Raw genomic sequence first — 18,700 nt, 5'->3', positions numbered from 1 at the left:
ATCTGATATTTTTTCTATTTTATATTTTTAAATATCTATATTTAAAGTGTTTATAAAATGAACATATCTATTTTAAACTATCACAATACTATCACATTGATAAAAACTGACTGAATTGAATGACAACCTGATAAAATATCAAAACACCCGAAAATTGACCACAGCCGTGGAAAACAGGACCATTTATAGCGGCGATTTCGCCGAGCTAAATGTTTTTGAAACGAGACAGGTGATAGAAAAGGTTTCTCTTCAATTCGGCTTTCCTGTTATTGCCAGCATGCTCACAGGTAAAAAGGTGATGCACCTGGAGGGAAGAAAGGCCTTTGATTTTTTTCCGGGAGAATCTGTAGTGCTACCCTCCAATGAAAAAATGATCATAGATTTTCCTGTAGCAACTGCCGGGAGCCCTACCAGCTGCCTTGCTCTTGGGATACATCCGGATAAGATAAAGGAGACTGTAGAATTCTTCAACACCAAAACCAGGATCGATTATGAGAATGATCAACACAGTTTAGATGAAACCTCTATTCACTTAGAGAACAATGAAGAAGTACAAGTTGTCCTGGAGCGAATTTTCCATACTTTTTTAAGTGACAATGTAGCAAAAGATGCTTTACTGGATCTTATGCTGCAGGAGTTAATCCTTAGGCTCCTGCAATCACGTGCCAAAAGTGTTTTTATAAATGACCCCGCTCTTTTTGAGAACAACCGGATGGCCTATATTGTAAAATACATGAAGGAAAATCTTAGGGACAATATTACCGTAGATAAACTAGCAAATATCGCCTGCATGAGCAGTTCCCATTTTTACAGGACCTTCAAGAATACTTTTGGAGTGAGCCCCGTGGATTTTCTCAATGGACAACGAATAAAACTGGCGAAAGATCTAATAAAAAACTCCAGGATGAGCCTTGCAGAAGTTGCATTCCAATCGGGCTTCAACAACCCTAGCTATTTCACCCGCCTGTTCAAGCGTATAGAAAACACCACCCCGAATACCTTCAGGAAAGAATCCCGAAACTTTATGGAATAATCCCGGCGCTTCTTTCCTCACCGCCGCAAACAGCTGTTTCCGACAATCGTTCACTAAAAACAATTAAGTGTAACTTTGCACCAAAATTCGAAGCCAAAACCTGGTACAAAGAATTCTTCATAATGCTACAAACGCTGGTACACTATTTTCTCCACTTCATCTTTATTGGTGCCATTGCCTATTGGTACGACCCTAAAAACTGGAAAAAATATTACCTGATCCTCCTGGCAACAATGCTGGTGGACCTGGATCATGTTTTTGCAGATCCCATTTTTATGCCGGGACGTTGCGGGATTGGATACCATCCCCTGCATTCTGAATATATTATTCCGTTTTACTTCCTGGGAGCAATTTTTATTAAACACAGGATCCTTAAACTGGTGATGATAGGACTTGCTTTTCACATGATCACCGATTTTATTGACTGCCTCTGGATGTATGGGAAGTGTGAGGAGTGTTCTGTAGGGGAGGTGTTTAAAAATATATTTTGAAAACCAGAGCCTCGAGTCCAGAGACTAGAGTCTGGACTATAGACTTTGATAGCGTCTCTAACCATTCCCCAATTAACCAATCCCCAATTAACCAATCCCCAATTAACCAATCCCCAATTCCTCCTTAACTAAAAACCAATTTCAATTTTACTTTTAATAAAAAATCTAATTCCATTATATTTACCGGCGGAGTTTTCACTGCTCCCAGATCAACAGCCAAAAATCTCTGAACATGCACGTAGCCATTGCGGGAAACATAGGGGCGGGAAAAACCACCCTTACCAAATTACTAGCAAAACATTTTAACTGGGAAGCTCAATATGAAGATGTCCTGGAAAACCCATATCTGGAAGATTTCTACAACAAAATGGAACGCTGGTCATTTAACCTGCAGATCTACTTTTTGAACAGCCGGTTCCGCCAGATCCTTGAGCTTAGGGAAAGCGGAAAAGCGATCATCCAGGACCGTACTATTTATGAAGATGCTCATATTTTCGCACCCAACCTGCATGCAATGGGTCTTATGACCAACAGGGATTACGAGAATTATAAATCTCTTTTTGACCTTATGGAAAGTGTGGTACAGGGACCAGATCTTTTGATCTACCTGCGCAGCAGTATTCCCAATCTCGTTTCCCAGATCCACAAACGCGGCAGGGAATATGAAAATTCCATTTCTATCGATTACCTAAGCCGGCTCAATGAGCGCTACGAAGCCTGGGTACACAACTACAACAAAGGCAACCTGCTCATCATTGATGTGGATAACATTAACTTCGTTGATAATCCAGAAGACCTGGGTAATATTATCACCAGAGTGGATGGCGAACTCCACGGACTTTTTAAATAGAAATGAGATTTTAGATATTAGATAGTACATTTTTAAGAAGATATTCCTTCCAGGCTTCCCACCCGGAGTGGCAAACTTATGAGCCTAACCGGGATGATTCCTACAGTGGGATGAAGTCTCACAACAGATAAGAATTCCCTTGATATTTGCAGCAAAGTAAACTAACTTAGTAAGGATCAATTGATTGAACTCCTAAAATCCTGCTATGGAATCTCAAAAGCTGAAAAGACCGCAACACAAGGGTTCCCCAAGATTATTCAAAAATCCTGTTTTAGAGAGACTTACTCATACCCACATCTCGGCACCCCTGATTATCTTTTTTTCTATTGCCGCCGTACTTATCTACTACGGAATTTTCGAGAAAGGTTTTGCAGTACTTGAAATGGTCCTGCTATTCCTCGCCGGGCTTTTCTTTTTTACGCTCGTGGAGTATTTGATGCATCGCTACCTCTATCATATTCCTGCCACTACCGAAAGGAGAAAAAAGATCTCCTACACCATGCATGGAGTGCCTCATGATTACCCAAAAGATAAATCCAGATTAGCCATGCCACCTGTTTTGAGCCTTTTCATCGCCAGTGTCCTCTTTATAATATACCGTTCGTTATTAGGAGATCTTGTTTTTGGTTTTCTTGCCGGTTTCCTGGTTGGATACGCCGCATATCTCTCAATACATTACTCTGTACACGCATTTAAAGTGCCCAACAACTCCCTTAAGATCCTGTGGCACCATCACGCTATTCACCACTACCGGGAGTCTGATCGCGCTTTTGGAGTCTCCTCTCCACTATGGGACCATATCTTCGAAACAATGCCGCGTAAAACTCCTGTCGAAAGACAAAAAGGGAGCCTCAATTAGTTCTTATGGTTCTTCGGTGATTTGTTGCAGGCTGCATATTGATTCGGCTTTACATTCCTCTCTTATCTGGGCTAAAACTGATGATCTACTCAAATATGTTTAGCCTGACCCGACGTTAGATTACTGTACGCATCCCCTCTTATTTCTTGATTTTCATTATCTTATAGTATGTAAAAAAGAAAGATCATGAAAACGACAATTTTTATCCTGACATTTATTCTGTTCTTTTTCCTACCCTCCACAGACCAGGACAGATACCAGCAACAGCGCGAGAGAATGGTGAAGCAACATCTTGCTTCCCGCGGAATAGATGATAAAAATGTTTTAAAGGCCATGCGCACTGTGGAGCGACACAAACTCGTCCCCCCTAACATGCAAAGCTATGCCTATGATGACAGGCCTCTACCCATTGGAAAAGGGCAAACCATTTCTCAGCCATTTATTGTTGCCTATATGACTCAGGCGATCGACCCAAAACCCGGAATGAAAGTTCTGGAGATAGGCACGGGATCGGGATACCAGGCGGCTGTATTGGCCGAGATCGTGGATGAAGTTTACACCATTGAGACGGTAGAGTCCCTGGCTGCAACTGCTAAAAAGAACCTGACGCAGATGGGGTATGAAAATATCCACTTCCGCGTGGGGGACGGCTTTTACGGCTGGGAAGAACACGCGCCCTATGATGCAATCATTGTTACCGCTGCTCCCGAAGAGATCCCTCCCCGACTGGCAGAACAGCTCAAGGTGGGCGGCAAAATGGTCATCCCGGTGGGCCCAATGTCGGCTTCGCAGGAACTCAGACTTGTAGAAAAACAAAAGGATGGTAAGCTGAAGATCAAAAATTTGATGCCGGTGAGGTTTGTGCCGTTTACAAGGCGATCACAAAATTAAAACGTGAGACGTGAGACATGAGACAGGAGACAGGAGACATGAGACATGAGACATGAGATAAGAACAAAATTTAATCTGGAGCATCCCTGTTTAAAAAAGAATTTAGAGGGCGTCTCCCTCCATTACAATAATGTACAGCTACGGCAACAGGCCACCGGTAACGTGAACAGGAAACATGAAACCGACAACCGGTAACTTGAACGAGGCAACTTGAAACAGGCAACCGGCAACCTGGAACCTGGAACCTGAAACCTGAAACCTTGAACCTTGAACCTTGAACCTTGAACCTGAAACCTGGAACTAAATAAACCCCATTTCCCGCGCATGTTCCTGGGCTTGTTGGGAATTTTCGACCATTAGGACCGGAACAGTCTCGAAGTTATCCACTATACTTCTCACCCGTCTCATTTGTTGGCGGTGTTTTACACTTCGCAGGTAAATTGCAAGAATACGGTCGGGGTACTGGGCAGCGATTTCTGTGTATATAGCAGGATCGTGTTCTCCACTATCACCAATGAGAATGAACTTAAGGTGAGGATAAGTCTTCAGGATATTCACGATCTCCTTTTGCTTGTGCGGCTTCTCGGGCCGTAAGGTTTTATCAAAAGGGGTTCTAAAATCCCGCAAAAGAATAGGTCCTTTAGGGAAATCATTGATCTCCAGAAAAATTCTGAGATACTGGTATAGATTCCATGGACTATTGCTTAAATAGATTATGGGGTTCTGTTCATCTCCTTTCTTTCCGGCATGCAGATCCCGATAAAATTTAGGAGAACCTTCTAAAGAGATCCTGTTGTGAGCATTTTTGAAAAGGGAATTTTTGATCACCCTCCACTTTAAAAAAGAAGTAACACCTGTATGCAAAATCGTGTCATCGATATCGCTAATGACTCCGTAGCTGGCCTTTATGGGTGGGATAAGCAATTCGGCTTCAAATTGATTATTGTTGGTGATAATACTGTTATGCACCTCAGTTACAAAAGAGGCTTTTAGCTTCACCCAACCTTCATCATCGGCAAACTCCTTAAGGTTTAGGGAAATGGTCTTGTCGTAGAGGAAATAGCCTTTGGAATTGGTTTTTGTTGTAAGCACCACACCATTTGGAAGTTCCAGGGCAATTTCGGCATTTGAGATCTCATAGCTGTCGAACTGCTTATAGGTGTTGGAAAGTGTCCTGAAAAATGATTGGTCCTCATGCATCTTCAGGTTATCATCATCTATAGCCCGTCCCAACAAATAAAGATGACTGGAAGTTCCATAACTGCGGTAGGTGGCCAGTTTTACTTCAGGTTTTGCGGTAAGATGATTTTTAATCCTGGAAAGGAGCTTCATAAACAGGTTTTAAAAATGCCATTTTTGACACTTTTTTCAAGATACATTTTAAAACAAAAATCCCCTGTGGTTGCAGGGGATTTTAAAAATTTTTTAGGAAATTTCCTTCTGAATCACTCTTTTTCAGGAGTTACTACTGAAGCTTTTTCAGCCGGTACAGCTTCCGAAGCAATAACCGCATCAGCAATTTTTCCCGCAGCAACAAGAGCCTCATTTTTATCTGTTGAGAATTGTACCACAGGTGCTACTTCTGCCTCCTCCTGCTCGTGAATGATAGTGACTTCATCTACCTCGGGGGTATTGGCCATAGCCATATCTTCTCCAAGAATAGGCGCGATAACAAGGCCTATCAAACAGGTAAGCTTAATCAAAATGTTCATTGATGGGCCCGATGTATCTTTAAAAGGATCTCCCACAGTATCACCGGTTACGGCAGCTTTATGAGCTTCAGAACCTTTATAGGTCATTTCGCCGTTGATCATCACCCCGGCTTCAAAAGATTTCTTGGCGTTATCCCATGCACCTCCAGCGTTGTTCTGGAAGATCGCCCAAAGCACACCACTTACGGTAACTCCGGCCATATAACCTCCAAGCATTTCGGCGATAAGAGGATTTTCATAACCAAGAGCCATTGGTATAAGTACGATTAGGATAGGGAATCCAATGGTTAGAAGACCCGGCAACAACATTTCACGTAAGGCTGCTTTTGTGGAGATCTCTACACATTTATCATATTGTGGCTTGCCTGTTCCTTCCATGATCCCGGGGATCTCACGAAACTGCCTACGTACCTCGTTTACCATTTCCATTGCCGCTTTCCCAACAGATTGCATTGCAAGAGCCGAGAACACTACGGGTATCATACCTCCTACAAACAACATGGCAAGCACAGGAGCTTTAAAGATGTTGATCCCGTCAATTCCAGTAAAAGTGACATAAGCTGCAAAAAGAGCAAGAGAGGTAAGTGCCGCCGAAGCGATGGCAAATCCTTTTCCTGTCGCTGCAGTTGTATTTCCTACTGAATCCAAAATATCTGTTCTCTCTCTAACTTCTGAAGGCAGTTCGCTCATTTCGGCAATACCTCCGGCGTTATCGGCAATTGGTCCAAAAGCATCAATAGCCAGCTGCATTGCCGTGGTCGCCATCATGGCCGAAGCCGCAAGCGCTACTCCGTAGAAACCTGCAAAGGCATAAGATGCCCATATCGCTATAGCGAAAAGAAGTACAGAATAAAAAGTAGAGATCATCCCGGTAGCAAGACCGGCAATTATGTTGGTCCCGGCACCTGTGCTGGAATTTTGAACAATAGAAAGTACAGGTTTATTACCCAGCCCAGTGTAATATTCGGTAACAGCAGAAATTACTCCTCCAACCACAAGTCCCACTAAAGTGGCATAGAAAACCCTCATTGAAGAAATCAACTGTGGGCCTTCGCCAAAGAATTCCATTTGCATGGTTTCCGGCAACATCCAGGTCACAAGGAAGAAAGATGAGATGGCAACCAGGATGATGGACACCCAGTTCCCTCTGTTAAGTGCTGACTGTACCTCAGCTTCTTTAGCAGTACTACTGCTAATCTTCACCAAAAGCGTTCCCACGATAGAGAAAATGATCCCGAAGCCGGCGATCGCCATTGGTAAAAGAATGGGTCCAATCCCTCCAAAACCTTCAGAAATAATATCACCGCCCATGTCTTTGATCACATAATTACCAAGAACCATAGCCGCTAATACGGTAGCTACATAACTTCCGAAGAGGTCGGCACCCATCCCGGCAACATCACCTACGTTGTCCCCAACGTTATCGGCAATGGTAGCAGGGTTACGAGGGTCATCTTCTGGAATACCGGCTTCCACTTTTCCAACAAGGTCGGCACCAACATCGGCCGCTTTGGTATAAATACCACCACCCACACGGGCGAATAGCGCAATAGATTCGGCTCCCAGAGAGAATCCTGCAAGAGTTTCCAGTACAATGGTCATTTGGTGAACGTCTGTCCATTCCCCGCCCATAAAGACATGATAGAAAATGATAAAGAAGGTCGTTAAGCCAAGAACGGCAAGACCGGCCACACCAAGTCCCATAACTGTTCCACCTCCAAATGACACTTTTAATGCCTGTGGCAAACTTGTCCTTGCGGCCTGGGTTGTACGAACGTTAGACTGGGTTGCGATACGCATCCCTATATTTCCGGCGAAAGCCGAAAAAATAGCCCCAAATATGAAGGCTACAACAATTAGAATATGGGTGGTAGGAACAATAAATGAAATTCCTGCCAGTAAAATACTTGCGACGATGACAAAAATGGTAAGGATCTTATACTCGGCATTAAGGAAAGCCAGTGCTCCTTCGTAAATGTGAGAGGAAATATCCTTCATCTTTCCATCTCCCGCATCCTGTTTCAAAACCCAGGAGCGTTTTGCCCACATAAAAATGAGCCCTATGATTGCCAGGATAGCCGGCAACCAGATCATCAATGATTCCATAATTTTTTGTTAAATTTATTTACGGTGCTAAAGTTAGCAAAAGAGGGGAAAATATAGCATCCTAAATATGATGTTTGTCAGTAACAGGCAAAAAAGTTCAGATATTCTCAGTCATAGGTAGCCCTAAGGCGTTAAAAATATATTTTAGAGAATAATTTTATGATAATGCCATTTTTTAATTGGTTTTTTAACGAATGCAAATTGAAAGGAAATTAAACCTTAGGAATATCTTAAAATAAAAAAGCAGCTATTTTTCAATAGCTGCCTTCTTAATATGGTAAGCGTAGGAAGATTAAAGGATCGAAAAATTTCCTTTTTCCCCGTTGCTGTCTTTATATCGTTTAATACAATCCTCGATAATAGCATTTGCCTCCTTAACGTCTCCCCAACCTTCAACATCAACCTTCTTTTGCTCAAGATCTTTGTACACCTTGAAAAAATGCTCTATTTCCTTGATAAGGTGACCATTTACGTCGCTAAGGTCATTAAGCCTGTTCCAGATAGGATCGGAAATAGGTACACAGATCACTTTCTCATCAGGTCCCTTTTCATCGGCCATGTGGAAAACACCAATAGGCTTTACCTCCATCACACAACCCGGGAAAGTAGGTTCGGTCACCAATACAAGTACGTCCAAGGGGTCACTGTCTAAAGCCAGGGTTTCGGGAATGAAACCATAATCTGCAGGATACATCATGGAAGAAAAGATCATCCTGTCATAGCGCACTTTCTTTAGATCAAAGTCATACTCATATTTATTACGGCTCCCTTTTGGGATTTCGATAAGAACGTCAAATGTTTTACTCATTATATTATTTTTAATTTCTTTTTTTCTCTTAGGGGCGGCAAATATAATACTTCCTTCCGTTTTAAATAGGTATATCTTATTGAGAAGTTGCTCCTTAAAATAAAGTTTAGGTTTTTTTTCACAAATGGCAAAGGCAAATTCCAAATCCCAAATCCCAAATCCCAAATTCCAAATTCCAAATTTCAAATTCCAAATTTCAAATTCCAAATTCCAAATTCCAAATTCCAAATTCCAAATTCCAAATTCCAAGTTGCAAGTTGCAAGTTGCAAATTCCAATTTGCAGATTTAAAGATTTGGAGTTCGGTGCTTGGAGTTCGGTGTTTGGTGCCTGGTGTTTGGTGCCTGGTGTTTGGTGCTTGGTGCTTGGTGGCTGGAATTTGATGATTGGTAATTGGGGTTGTAAACAAAAAAGCCTCCCAAAAAGGAGGCTTGAAAATGTTATTTTTGAAAGGTTTTATTCCTTATACATTACTTTCTTCACCGCTTTGATCACGTCGTTGTGATTTGGCAACCACTCTTCCAGCAATACAGGAGAATATGGCGCCGGGGTATCGGCAGTATTTATCTTTACAATAGGAGCGTCAAGGAAATCGAAAGCCTGTGACTGCACCTGGTAAGTGATCTCTGTAGCAATATTTCCAAAAGGCCATGCCTCTTCCACGATCACTAACCTGTTGGTCTTTTTCACAGATTCCAGGATAGCCTCGTGATCCATCGGGCGAATAGTACGCAGATCGATGATCTCACAGGAGATACCTTCTTTTTCCAATTCTTCAGCAGCCTTGTAACATATCTTGATGATCTTACCAAAAGAAACAATAGTAACATCGCTACCTTCTCTTTTAATATCGGCTTTACCAATTGGCAAAACATATTCTTCTTCGGGCACTTCACCTTTGTCGCCGTACATTTGTTCAGACTCCATGAAGATCACAGGGTCATCATCGCGAATAGCAGCTTTTAAAAGCCCTTTTGCGTCATAAGGATTAGAAGGAACAATAACTTTAAGTCCCGGAGTATTTGCATACCAGCTTTCAAAAGCCTGGGAGTGGGTAGCACCCAATTGTCCCGCAGATGCTGTTGGACCACGAAATACAATAGGAATATTAAATTGCCCGCCGCTCATTTGGCGCATCTTGGCAGCATTATTTATGATCTGGTCAATTCCCACCAGGGAAAAGTTAAAGGTCATGAATTCTATGATAGGGCGGTTGCCGTTCATGGCGCTACCAACCCCAATTCCTGAAAAACCTAATTCTGAAATGGGTGTATCGATCACACGATCGGGACCAAATTCATCCAGCATCCCTTTTGATGCCTTATAAGCTCCGTTATATTCAGCAACCTCTTCCCCCATAAGGTACACAGTTTCATCCCTGCGCATCTCTTCACTCATGGCCTGGGCTATTGCTTCCCTGAACTGGATTGTCTTCATTACACGTATTTGATTAAAAATTTCGAACCACAAAAATAGTAATTCAAATAAGGATTATCGCCTACTTCAGAACAAAAATTTCTTATGCACGCACAGTATTTTTCCTCAGTTTTTATGTATCTTCGTAAACCAATTATAAATTTTATTTAAAAAATACTGAGATATATGAAAATATTAGTGTGTATTAGTCACGTTCCTGATACTACCTCCAAGATTAATTTTTCTGAAGGTGACACAAAATTCGACACTGCCGGGGTACAGTTCGTGATAAATCCAAATGACGAATTTGGTCTTACCAGGGCCATGTGGTTCAAAGAAAAACAAGGCGCAACAGTAGATGTGGTAAATGTAGGTGGTACAGAGACCGAGCCTACCTTAAGAAAAGCTCTGGCTATTGGAGCCGATAGCGCTATACGGGTAAATACACCGGCTACAGATGGGGTATATGTTGCAAAACAAATTGCCAAAGTAGCACAGGACGGGGGTTATGACCTTATTATTGCCGGCCGTGAATCTATTGACTATAACGGCGGGATGGTTCCCGGAATGGTTGCAGGACTAATTGGAGCTAATTTCATAAATACCTGTATTGGATTGGAAGTGGAAGGAAATGAAGCCACGGCAATTCGCGAAATCGATGGAGGAAAAGAAACGCTTAAGACAAGCCTTCCTTTAGTTATAGGAACACAAAAAGGAATTGTACAGGAGAGTGATCTTCGTATTCCTAATATGCGGGGAATAATGCAGGCCCGTAAGAAGCCACTTAATGTAGTGGAACCGGTGGAAGCAGGAACACATTCTGAAGCTGTGAAATTTGAAAAGCCACAGCCAAAAGGAGATATTAAACTTATCGATCCCGATAACCTGGATGAGTTGGTGAATTTGCTTCACAATGAGGCGAAGGTGATTTAAAGATGAAGAGTCTGGAATCCAGACTCCATTTTTAAGTATTCAATTTTCAATAAAAAATATACCATAAAAAGATATGTCAGTTTTAGTATATACAGAATCAGAAGAAGGAAAATTTAAAAAGACCGCATTCGAAGTGGCCTCTTATGCAAAAGGTGTTGCCGACATGTTGGGAACAGATGTCACTGCCGTTTCCTTTAACGCACAGGGCGCAGGGGACCTTGGCCAATACGGAGTAAGCAAGGTACTTAAGATAAATGATGATAAACTTCAAAAATTCAATGCCAAAGCTTATGCCGATGCCATTAAACAGGCAGCCGAAAAAGAAGGAGCAAAAGTAATTGTCCTTAGCCAGAGTGCTAATGCAAAATATTTAGCTCCGCTATTGGCGGTACAACTGGATGCAGGTTACGCCTCCAATGTGGTTGCCCTGCCCGAAGGTACCGAGCCCCTTCAGGTAAAAAGAACAGCTTTCACCAATAAGGCTTTTAACTTTACAGAACTTTCTACAGATGTGAAGATCATAGGCCTTTCCAAAAATGCCTTTGGTCTTAAAGAAAACGCAACAGAGACTAAAGAGGAAGATTTCTCCCCTTCTCTTGCTGAAGGAGATTTCTCAGTAAACGTAGTTTCTGTGGACAAGGCAGCCGATAAGGTGACCATTGCCGATGCCGAGATCGTAGTTTCTGGCGGAAGAGGAATGAAAGGACCGGAAAACTGGGGAATGCTCGAAGAACTTGCAGATACTCTTGGGGCAGCAACAGCATGTTCCAAACCAGTAAGCGACATGGGCTGGAGACCACACAGTGAGCACGTAGGTCAAACAGGAAAGCCCGTTGCCGCAAATCTCTATATAGCAGTGGGAATCTCGGGTGCAATACAGCATCTTGCCGGGGTAAGCGCTTCAAAAACAAAGGTGGTGATCAATAATGACCCCGAAGCTCCTTTTTTCAAAGCAGCCGATTACGGGGTGGTGGGAGATGCCTTTGAAATTGTACCAAAGCTTACCGAAAAATTAAAGGAATTTAAGGCTGGTAACTCATAATTTTTTAACTTGCGAGCCTTTAAGAGGGCTGTCTAAATTAGGTTTTTTGCCCGTTTAGACAGCTTTTTTTGTATTTTTGAAGTATGAGCTTAGTGCGCCTTAATATAAAAGGAATTTCTTACAGCCAGACACAGAACGGGGCTTATGCCCTAATCCTGAGCGAGGTAGAAGGAGAACGAAAATTACCCATAGTCATTGGAGCCTTTGAAGCCCAATCTATTGCTATTGCTCTCGAAAAAGAGATCAAACCTCCCCGCCCGCTTACCCATGACCTTTTTAAGAATTTTGCCGACAGATTTGAGATCGTGGTAAAACAGGTGATCATTCACAAGCTGGTAGATGGAGTTTTCTACTCCAGTCTAATTTGTGAGCGCGATAAGATAGAAGAGATCATAGATGCCAGGACTAGTGATGCCATTGCTCTTGCCCTGAGGTTCCAGGCACCCATTTTTACCTATAAAAACATTTTAGACAAGGCCGGTATTTACCTAAAAGGAGATGCCAGCAAAGAGGCAGAAGAAGAACAGAAGAAAGAAAATATCATCGTAGATGAACTATTTTCTAAAGAAGTGGAGATAAAACCTGACCAACAGAATTATAAAAAACTTTCTCTTAACGAACTGAATAACATGTTAGATCAGGCCGTAAAAAACGAAGATTATGAAAAAGCGGCCCGCATACGAGATGAGATCTCCAAGCGAAAATAACTCCCCCCTTTATGAACAAAATTTGGTGCTGCCTGTTTCTGATCTTCTTCGGAATATCTCCCCTTTTTGCCCAATCTATTTCTAAAACCTGGGATTTTGAAGCTGTTGAAGACAGTTCTCAAAATGCCATTTTTGAGATCTCTCCCGGAAATGACTACTTAAAACTTGATAACGGTGACTTTGAATTCGCCCTTACCAATGAAGAAGTTTCCCATGCAAAAGGGAATTATGTATATCAAAATGATGTCCTGGTTCTTTTTTTCGATACCCCCGGCGATAGTATACAGAATTTCAGAGTCAATACCTTAACCGATTCTACCCTGGTTCTTTCTGCCAGGAATGTCACTTATTCCTTAAGAGAAATCCCCCAAACTGTTGGAGAAGTACTTCCGGTAGAAACGGCAAAGACTGTAGTGCCCAACCAGGGATTTACATTTACAAGCTTCTGGAGAGGGGCACTGGGAATGGTTTCCTTAATTTTAATAGCATTTCTATTCAGCAGCAACCGCAAAGCGATCAACTGGAAAACGATCCTTGTAGGATTGACAGCCCAGTTATTACTGGCTGTAGGGGTGCTAAAAGTTGAATTTATTCAGGATATTTTTGAGTTTGTTGGAGGTATTTTCGTTCTTATTCTTGACTTTACTGCTGCAGGAAGTGAATTCCTGCTGGGCGGACTTATGAGTGTAGAGAGCTACGGTTTTATCTTTTTGTTCCAGGTGTTACCTACAATTATTTTCTTTTCGGCGCTTACCTCAGTTTTATTCTATCTAGGAGTTATCCAGATAATCGTAAAAGGAATGGCTTGGGTGCTCACCAAACTTATGGGCATCTCTGGTCCCGAAAGTTTAAGTGTGGCAGGGAATATCTTTCTGGGTCAAACAGAGGCTCCACTTATGATCAAGGCCTATCTTGAAAGAATGACACGCTCTGAGATCCTGTTGGTAATGATTGGTGGAATGGCCACTGTAGCAGGAGGAGTACTCGCTGCTTACATTGGCTTTTTGGGTGGGGATGATCCCGCCTTAAGACTTGAATTTGCAAAGCACCTGCTCGCAGCTTCGGTGATGGCCGCGCCGGGAGCGATCGTGGTTTCCAAGATACTTTATCCACAGCAGCAGGAGATAGACACCAATGTTGAGGTTTCTTCAGAAAAAATAGGATCCAATCTTCTTGATGCCATTGCAAATGGTACTACCGAAGGTTTAAAACTTGCAGCCAATGTTGCTGCCATGTTACTTGTGTTTATTGCTTTTATTGCCCTTATCAATTACGTGCTGGGCTGGTTTGGAGATCTTACCACTCTCAACGCCGTAATGGCTGAAAACACTCCTTATGCAAGGCTTTCTCTCGAATCTTTGCTGGGTTTGATATTTGCACCGCTTATGTGGCTCATTGGAGTGGCTACAGAAGATATGATGCTCATGGGGCAACTTCTTGGAATCAAACTGGCAGCCAGCGAATTTGTAGGATATATTCAATTGGCAGAACTAAAAAATCCGCTGAATGCCCTTAGCCTCACCTATGAAAAATCCATTATCATGGCTACCTATATGCTGTGTGGTTTTGCAAATTTTGCCTCTATTGGGATCCAGATTGGCGGGATAGGTTCCCTGGCGCCCGGGCAACGAAAAAATTTGTCAGAATTTGGAATGAAAGCTCTTATTGGAGGTACTATTGCATCTTTACTTTCGGCCACTATTGCCGGGATGATCATTGGTTAATTTATATTTAAATGTCCTAAAGATGGAACCAAGAGCCAGGATTCAGGACTTAAGACTTATAATTACTCAGGATTCATATTTATTCTAAAACAGGTATACTTTATCATAAATACGATAGTTAATAAGTCTGTAACAATTCCTTTTTAGAATTAACTTTTTTAATCGGGACAGTTTTCTATTTTAGCTGAAATTGATCCGGAATTTGTCATTTTTGACAGGTAAGCATCAGCACTATCTTTAAAATATAAACCCTTCAGAATTAACTTATAATGAAGCAGTATCACGACTTGATAAAACATGTCCTGGAAAACGGAAATGAAAAAGGGGACCGCACCGGCACCGGCACTAAAAGTGTTTTTGGTTATCAAATGCGATTTGACTTAAGCGAAGGTTTTCCTATGGTCACCACGAAAAAGCTTCATCTAAAGTCTATCATTTATGAACTGCTTTGGTTCCTTAATGGGGATACGAATATTAAATACCTGCAGGAAAACGGGGTGCGTATCTGGAACGAGTGGGCCGATGAAAATGGGGATCTGGGACCGGTATATGGACACCAATGGCGCAACTGGAACGGTGAAGATATTGACCAGATAAAAGAGGTGGTGGACACTCTAAAGAAGAATCCAAATAGCCGCCGCATGCTCGTTACCGCCTGGAATCCATCGGTATTGCCAGATAATTCAAAAAGTTTTTCAGAAAATGTGGCTAACGGGAAAGCGGCACTTCCCCCCTGCCATGCCTTCTTTCAGTTTTATGTAGCCAATGGGAAACTCTCCTGTCAGCTTTATCAGCGCAGCGCCGATATTTTCCTGGGAGTGCCATTCAATATTGCATCCTACGCCCTGCTCACCATGATGATCGCCCAGGTTTGCGGTTATGAGGCCGGGGATTTTATTCACACTTTTGGTGACGCACATATTTATAACAATCATATGGAGCAGGTGAACCTGCAGCTGTCAAGGGATCCAAGGCCGTTACCGGTGATGAAGCTCAACCCGGAGGTGAAAAATATTTTTGATTTTAAGTTTGAAGATTTTAAATTGGAGAATTATGATCCGCATCCGGCTATAAAAGGCCGCGTAGCGGTTTAATTTTTGTTTAATTTAAATTTTTCAACAGTATGAAGAAGTTCTTAGTTATCACATGTTTTTTCTTTGGGGGAATTGCAGTTTCCCAGGCACAACAAACCTCCCCGGTTTGGCCCGGTTGTGAAGATGCCGAAGACAAAACAGAATGTTTTAACGAAAAACTAAATGCCCATGTGAGGGAACACTATGAATATCCCATGAAGAACAATGCTTACGTACGTGGGCAGGTGAAAGTTTCCTTTGACATTAATAAGCAAGGGGAAGTTGTAGTAAAATCGGTGGAAGGCTCCGAGCCTTTGGTTAATGAAGCAGCAAGAAATATGCTGGAAAAAATTCCTGAAATGGAACCGGGAACTTTAAACGGGGAACCCGATACACGCAACTTTACCAGCACCTATCGCTTTTAATATTTTTATCTCCCGATCATGAAAAAACTATTTTTAATTCTTTTCCTCTTTACCGCAGGCACCAGCATTGCTCAGGAAGGAGTGAAGGTTTCCAATAGTACCGTTACCACCAAAGAAATTCCTCCAATTTGGCCGGGATGTGAAGCATCTGCCGGGGATACAAAAGCGTGTTTTAGGAAGAAACTTACGCAGCACCTCAAGGAAAATTATAAATTCCCGAAGGATGCCAATGGCAACTATATAAGAGGAAAAGCAGTAGTTTCTTTTGTGATCGACAAAGAAGGAAAGCCGGTGGTAAATAAAGTAGAAGGACCAAAACAGGAGCTTAATGAGGAGGCAAAGCGAATAATTCTCGCTATCCCGCAAATGAAGCCGGGAGAACTGGCAGGAAAACCCAGGGAGATTAGCTATAAAGTTCCTTTCACCTTCTAAAATTTTTCCCTTTGAAGAACCTTCTGTGTTTCTTATTACTGGCCCTTTCAAGTTCGACAGCTTTTGCTCAGAAGGAAAGTAATTCCGGAGCTTTTATTCCTTTAATTAACGCTGATGTGTCTCCGTCCTCCACAGAATGTGTAGAAAAAACTCCTGCCTGTACAGCCATATTGATTGAAAAATATGTGTTGCAGCATATCACAGGAGTAGGAGCATTGACAACCGTTGAAGAAGGCAAGATTGAAATACCTGTACGAATCATTATTGACACTACAGGAAAAGTAGGCTGGGCTTCCGTAAAAGGTATACCTAAAGAAGCCGCAAAGGCATTGGAGAGACGATTAAAGAATATGCCTCATTTTATCCCCGGGGAATATGATAACAAAAAGGCGAATGTTATAGTAGATCTGAAAGTACTTCTCTACATTTCAGAACCCGGTACTTCCCCAATAGAAGTTGTTACTTCTAAAGAAGCAGATCAACAGCCTATTTGGAAAAAGTGCCGCAAAGCTGAAGACATTCAAACCTGCACCACCTCCTCGGTTAATGACTGGATGAACCGCCACGTTAATATTTCGGCCATAAAAGAACCGGGAACCTATTCCCTTACGGCTGCTTATGTAGTTAGTGTGGATGGAAAAGTAGGTCGTGTGGTTGTATTTGGCGGGGGAGAGGAATTTGCAAAAGAAGTTATCAAACAATTGAAAAGTATACCTCAATTTGAACCCGGTAAGAAAGCGGGAAAGGACGTAGCAGTTAGTTCTCTACTACCTATGTCGCTCAAGAAGGTTTAAGCGCATTGTTAGTATTCCTTTAACTAAAAGGGATTTTTAAAAGATTAAATTTGAAGGAAACCCGCGGGTTTCCTTTTTTTATTTTGAAATTAGGAAAGTTATGCGGAAAATTATTTCAATGAACGAGACAAAACCTCCCGAATTTAAGACGCAATTTGCCGAAGATGTTTTCAAAGGCCTTACCTCCTATCCTAAAAAGATAAGCTCCAAATTTTTCTATGATGAAAAAGGGGATGAGCTCTTCCAAAAGATCATGGAGCTGCCGGAATATTATCTTACGGGAAAGGAGTACGATATACTGTTACAGCACAGGGAGGAAATAGGGGACGCTTTTTCCTCTTTTAACGGTTTTGACCTTATCGAACTTGGCGCTGGAGATGGGAAAAAAACCAAGGTGCTATTAAGACATTTCGAGGAAAAAAGTTACGACTACAAATACCTGCCGGTCGATATAAGCAAGAATGTGCTGGAACAGCTAAGTGACAGCCTGCTACAGGAGTTCCCTGCATTAGATGTAGAACCACAACAAGGGACCTATGCAAATGTACTTACCCGTCTTGCAGATTACCGGGACAGGAAAAAAGTAATTTTATTCCTGGGATCGAATATTGGGAATCTTACTCCCGAAGAAGCCGTTGCATTTCTTAAAAAGATCTCCTCTGCCATGCATGAAAAAGATCTGTTTTTTATGGGGGTGGATCAAAAAAAGGAGCCACAGGTGATTCTGGACGCTTACAATGATAGTGCAGGAGTTACCGAAGCCTTTAACAAGAACCTGTTGACACGGATGAACCGGGAGCTGGAAGCCGATTTTGATCCGGAAACTTTTATACACTGGCCGCTCTACAATCCTGAAACCGGGGTAGCAAAAAGTTATCTTGTTAGCACAAAAGAACAAACGGTGCAGATAAACGCACTCAATCTGGAAGTACATTTCCATAAATGGGAAACAATACATACAGAAGTGTCTCAAAAATATGATGATACCTCAATCGCGTGGCTTGCAGAAGAAGCCGGGCTGGAAATGGCAGGAAGTTGGGCAGACAAGGATAACTGCTATAAAAATTACCTTTTTAAAAGAACAGGATTATGAAAGCAATTTGGAACAACACCATTATAGCAGAGAGTGATAATACAGTGGAAGTGGAGAACAACCAGTATTTCCCTCCCGAAGCTATCAAAGCTGAATTCTTTCAGCTAAGCGATACACACACTACCTGCCCCTGGAAAGGCCGGGCTTCCTATTTTCACCTAAAGGTGGGAGAAGAGAAAAACCCCGATGCAGCCTGGTTTTATCCTCATCCAAAATCTGAAGCTGCAAAAATCAAAGATCATGTAGCCTTTTGGAAAGGAGTTAAGATTGAAAAATAAATTTGGCAATAAATAAAAAAGAAGTAAGTTTACA

General features: G+C 42.0%; 19 protein-coding genes. 15 read left to right on the top strand and 4 right to left on the bottom strand.

Features of this window, described 5'->3' with window-relative positions; genetic code table 11:
• Positions 1-115 precede the first annotated feature (115 nt).
• The 5 genes from OU683_RS02475 to OU683_RS02455 all read left to right on the top strand — a co-directional run bounded on the left by OU683_RS02475 (position 116) and on the right by OU683_RS02455 (position 4,124).
• Positions 116-1,033 carry an AraC family transcriptional regulator gene (locus tag OU683_RS02475; RefSeq protein ID WP_268134803.1) on the top strand — a complete coding sequence of 306 codons (918 nt, stop codon included), beginning with the start codon at positions 116-118 and terminating at the stop codon, positions 1,031-1,033.
• 122 nt (positions 1,034-1,155) lie between these two features.
• Positions 1,156-1,524, top strand: coding sequence for a DUF6122 family protein (locus OU683_RS02470; RefSeq protein ID WP_268134801.1), 369 nt, complete (start codon positions 1,156-1,158; stop codon positions 1,522-1,524).
• A gap of 232 nt (positions 1,525-1,756) precedes the next feature.
• Positions 1,757-2,374, top strand: coding sequence for a deoxynucleoside kinase (locus tag OU683_RS02465; protein ID WP_228914354.1), 618 nt, complete (start codon positions 1,757-1,759; stop codon positions 2,372-2,374).
• 205 nt (positions 2,375-2,579) lie between these two features.
• Positions 2,580-3,233: a sterol desaturase family protein gene (locus OU683_RS02460; protein WP_268134798.1), complete on the top strand. Its 654-nt coding sequence runs from the start codon at positions 2,580-2,582 to the stop codon at positions 3,231-3,233.
• A gap of 186 nt (positions 3,234-3,419) precedes the next feature.
• Complete coding sequence (locus OU683_RS02455) at positions 3,420-4,124, top strand: protein-L-isoaspartate(D-aspartate) O-methyltransferase (protein ID WP_268134796.1); 705 nt, start codon at positions 3,420-3,422, stop codon at positions 4,122-4,124.
• Between the two features lie 300 nt (positions 4,125-4,424).
• Here the strand turns inward: OU683_RS02455 and OU683_RS02450 are convergent, their stop codons facing one another.
• The 4 genes from OU683_RS02450 to OU683_RS02435 all read right to left on the bottom strand — a co-directional run bounded on the left by OU683_RS02450 (position 4,425) and on the right by OU683_RS02435 (position 10,186).
• On the bottom strand, positions 4,425-5,456 hold the full coding sequence (locus OU683_RS02450; RefSeq protein WP_268134794.1) for an App1 family protein phosphatidate phosphatase: 1,032 nt from the start codon (positions 5,454-5,456) through the stop codon (positions 4,425-4,427).
• A gap of 113 nt (positions 5,457-5,569) precedes the next feature.
• On the bottom strand, positions 5,570-7,942 hold the full coding sequence (locus OU683_RS02445; protein WP_268134792.1) for a sodium-translocating pyrophosphatase: 2,373 nt from the start codon (positions 7,940-7,942) through the stop codon (positions 5,570-5,572).
• Positions 7,943-8,234: 292 nt separating this feature from the next.
• Positions 8,235-8,750, bottom strand: a complete 516-nt coding sequence (locus OU683_RS02440; RefSeq protein ID WP_228914350.1) for an inorganic diphosphatase — start codon at positions 8,748-8,750, stop codon at positions 8,235-8,237.
• 455 nt (positions 8,751-9,205) lie between these two features.
• Positions 9,206-10,186, bottom strand: a complete 981-nt coding sequence (locus OU683_RS02435) for a pyruvate dehydrogenase complex E1 component subunit beta (RefSeq protein WP_228914349.1) — start codon at positions 10,184-10,186, stop codon at positions 9,206-9,208.
• Between the two features lie 165 nt (positions 10,187-10,351).
• Here OU683_RS02435 and OU683_RS02430 point away from each other — a divergent pair, with 165 nt between their 5' ends.
• From OU683_RS02430 to OU683_RS02385, 10 genes are all read left to right on the top strand, one after another.
• The gene (locus tag OU683_RS02430; protein WP_228914348.1) at positions 10,352-11,098 is read left to right on the top strand and encodes an electron transfer flavoprotein subunit beta/FixA family protein; all 747 of its coding nucleotides are present in this window, start codon (positions 10,352-10,354) and stop codon (positions 11,096-11,098) included.
• 73 nt (positions 11,099-11,171) lie between these two features.
• On the top strand, positions 11,172-12,140 hold the full coding sequence (locus tag OU683_RS02425; RefSeq protein ID WP_268134788.1) for an electron transfer flavoprotein subunit alpha/FixB family protein: 969 nt from the start codon (positions 11,172-11,174) through the stop codon (positions 12,138-12,140).
• Between the two features lie 83 nt (positions 12,141-12,223).
• Positions 12,224-12,847, top strand: a complete 624-nt coding sequence (locus OU683_RS02420; protein WP_268134786.1) for a bifunctional nuclease family protein — start codon at positions 12,224-12,226, stop codon at positions 12,845-12,847.
• A gap of 11 nt (positions 12,848-12,858) precedes the next feature.
• The gene (locus OU683_RS02415; protein ID WP_268134784.1) at positions 12,859-14,571 is read left to right on the top strand and encodes a nucleoside transporter C-terminal domain-containing protein; all 1,713 of its coding nucleotides are present in this window, start codon (positions 12,859-12,861) and stop codon (positions 14,569-14,571) included.
• A 269-nt stretch (positions 14,572-14,840) separates the two neighbouring features.
• The gene (locus tag OU683_RS02410) at positions 14,841-15,665 is read left to right on the top strand and encodes a thymidylate synthase (RefSeq protein WP_268134783.1); all 825 of its coding nucleotides are present in this window, start codon (positions 14,841-14,843) and stop codon (positions 15,663-15,665) included.
• Between the two features lie 29 nt (positions 15,666-15,694).
• On the top strand, positions 15,695-16,069 hold the full coding sequence (locus OU683_RS02405) for an energy transducer TonB (protein ID WP_268134782.1): 375 nt from the start codon (positions 15,695-15,697) through the stop codon (positions 16,067-16,069).
• Between the two features lie 18 nt (positions 16,070-16,087).
• Positions 16,088-16,501, top strand: coding sequence for an energy transducer TonB (locus OU683_RS02400; RefSeq protein WP_268134780.1), 414 nt, complete (start codon positions 16,088-16,090; stop codon positions 16,499-16,501).
• Between the two features lie 11 nt (positions 16,502-16,512).
• The gene (locus OU683_RS02395; protein WP_268134778.1) at positions 16,513-17,295 is read left to right on the top strand and encodes a hypothetical protein; all 783 of its coding nucleotides are present in this window, start codon (positions 16,513-16,515) and stop codon (positions 17,293-17,295) included.
• Between the two features lie 118 nt (positions 17,296-17,413).
• Positions 17,414-18,388 carry an L-histidine N(alpha)-methyltransferase gene (gene egtD / locus OU683_RS02390; protein ID WP_268134775.1) on the top strand — a complete coding sequence of 325 codons (975 nt, stop codon included), beginning with the start codon at positions 17,414-17,416 and terminating at the stop codon, positions 18,386-18,388.
• Complete coding sequence (locus OU683_RS02385) at positions 18,385-18,666, top strand: DUF427 domain-containing protein (protein ID WP_268134773.1); 282 nt, start codon at positions 18,385-18,387, stop codon at positions 18,664-18,666. Before egtD ends, OU683_RS02385 begins: the two co-directional genes overlap by 4 nt.
• Positions 18,667-18,700: the final 34 nt, after the last annotated feature.

The sequence above is a fragment of the Salinimicrobium sp. TH3 genome (assembly GCF_026676115.1).
In the GTDB taxonomy this organism is placed as follows: domain Bacteria; phylum Bacteroidota; class Bacteroidia; order Flavobacteriales; family Flavobacteriaceae; genus Salinimicrobium.
The sequence above is the reverse complement of the archived record's forward strand: the minus strand, read 5'-3'. Positions and strand labels throughout refer to the sequence as shown.

Excerpts from the sequence above, each read along its gene's own strand:
- OU683_RS02385 (WP_268134773.1), top strand. The coding sequence starts at position 18,385 with ATGAAAGCAATTTGGAACAACACCATTATAGCAGAGAGTGATAATACA.
- OU683_RS02465 (WP_228914354.1), top strand. The coding sequence starts at position 1,757 with ATGCACGTAGCCATTGCGGGAAACATAGGGGCGGGAAAAACCACCCTT.
- OU683_RS02405 (WP_268134782.1), top strand. The coding sequence starts at position 15,695 with ATGAAGAAGTTCTTAGTTATCACATGTTTTTTCTTTGGGGGAATTGCA.
- OU683_RS02470 (WP_268134801.1), top strand. The coding sequence starts at position 1,156 with ATGCTACAAACGCTGGTACACTATTTTCTCCACTTCATCTTTATTGGT.
- OU683_RS02450 (WP_268134794.1), bottom strand. The coding sequence starts at position 5,456 with ATGAAGCTCCTTTCCAGGATTAAAAATCATCTTACCGCAAAACCTGAA.
- OU683_RS02420 (WP_268134786.1), top strand. The coding sequence starts at position 12,224 with ATGAGCTTAGTGCGCCTTAATATAAAAGGAATTTCTTACAGCCAGACA.
- OU683_RS02460 (WP_268134798.1), top strand. The coding sequence starts at position 2,580 with ATGGAATCTCAAAAGCTGAAAAGACCGCAACACAAGGGTTCCCCAAGA.
- OU683_RS02430 (WP_228914348.1), top strand. The coding sequence starts at position 10,352 with ATGAAAATATTAGTGTGTATTAGTCACGTTCCTGATACTACCTCCAAG.
- OU683_RS02440 (WP_228914350.1), bottom strand. The coding sequence starts at position 8,750 with ATGAGTAAAACATTTGACGTTCTTATCGAAATCCCAAAAGGGAGCCGT.
- OU683_RS02425 (WP_268134788.1), top strand. The coding sequence starts at position 11,172 with ATGTCAGTTTTAGTATATACAGAATCAGAAGAAGGAAAATTTAAAAAG.
- OU683_RS02455 (WP_268134796.1), top strand. The coding sequence starts at position 3,420 with ATGAAAACGACAATTTTTATCCTGACATTTATTCTGTTCTTTTTCCTA.
- OU683_RS02435 (WP_228914349.1), bottom strand. The coding sequence starts at position 10,186 with ATGAAGACAATCCAGTTCAGGGAAGCAATAGCCCAGGCCATGAGTGAA.
- OU683_RS02400 (WP_268134780.1), top strand. The coding sequence starts at position 16,088 with ATGAAAAAACTATTTTTAATTCTTTTCCTCTTTACCGCAGGCACCAGC.
- OU683_RS02445 (WP_268134792.1), bottom strand. The coding sequence starts at position 7,942 with ATGGAATCATTGATGATCTGGTTGCCGGCTATCCTGGCAATCATAGGG.
- OU683_RS02415 (WP_268134784.1), top strand. The coding sequence starts at position 12,859 with ATGAACAAAATTTGGTGCTGCCTGTTTCTGATCTTCTTCGGAATATCT.
- egtD (WP_268134775.1), top strand. The coding sequence starts at position 17,414 with ATGAACGAGACAAAACCTCCCGAATTTAAGACGCAATTTGCCGAAGAT.
- OU683_RS02410 (WP_268134783.1), top strand. The coding sequence starts at position 14,841 with ATGAAGCAGTATCACGACTTGATAAAACATGTCCTGGAAAACGGAAAT.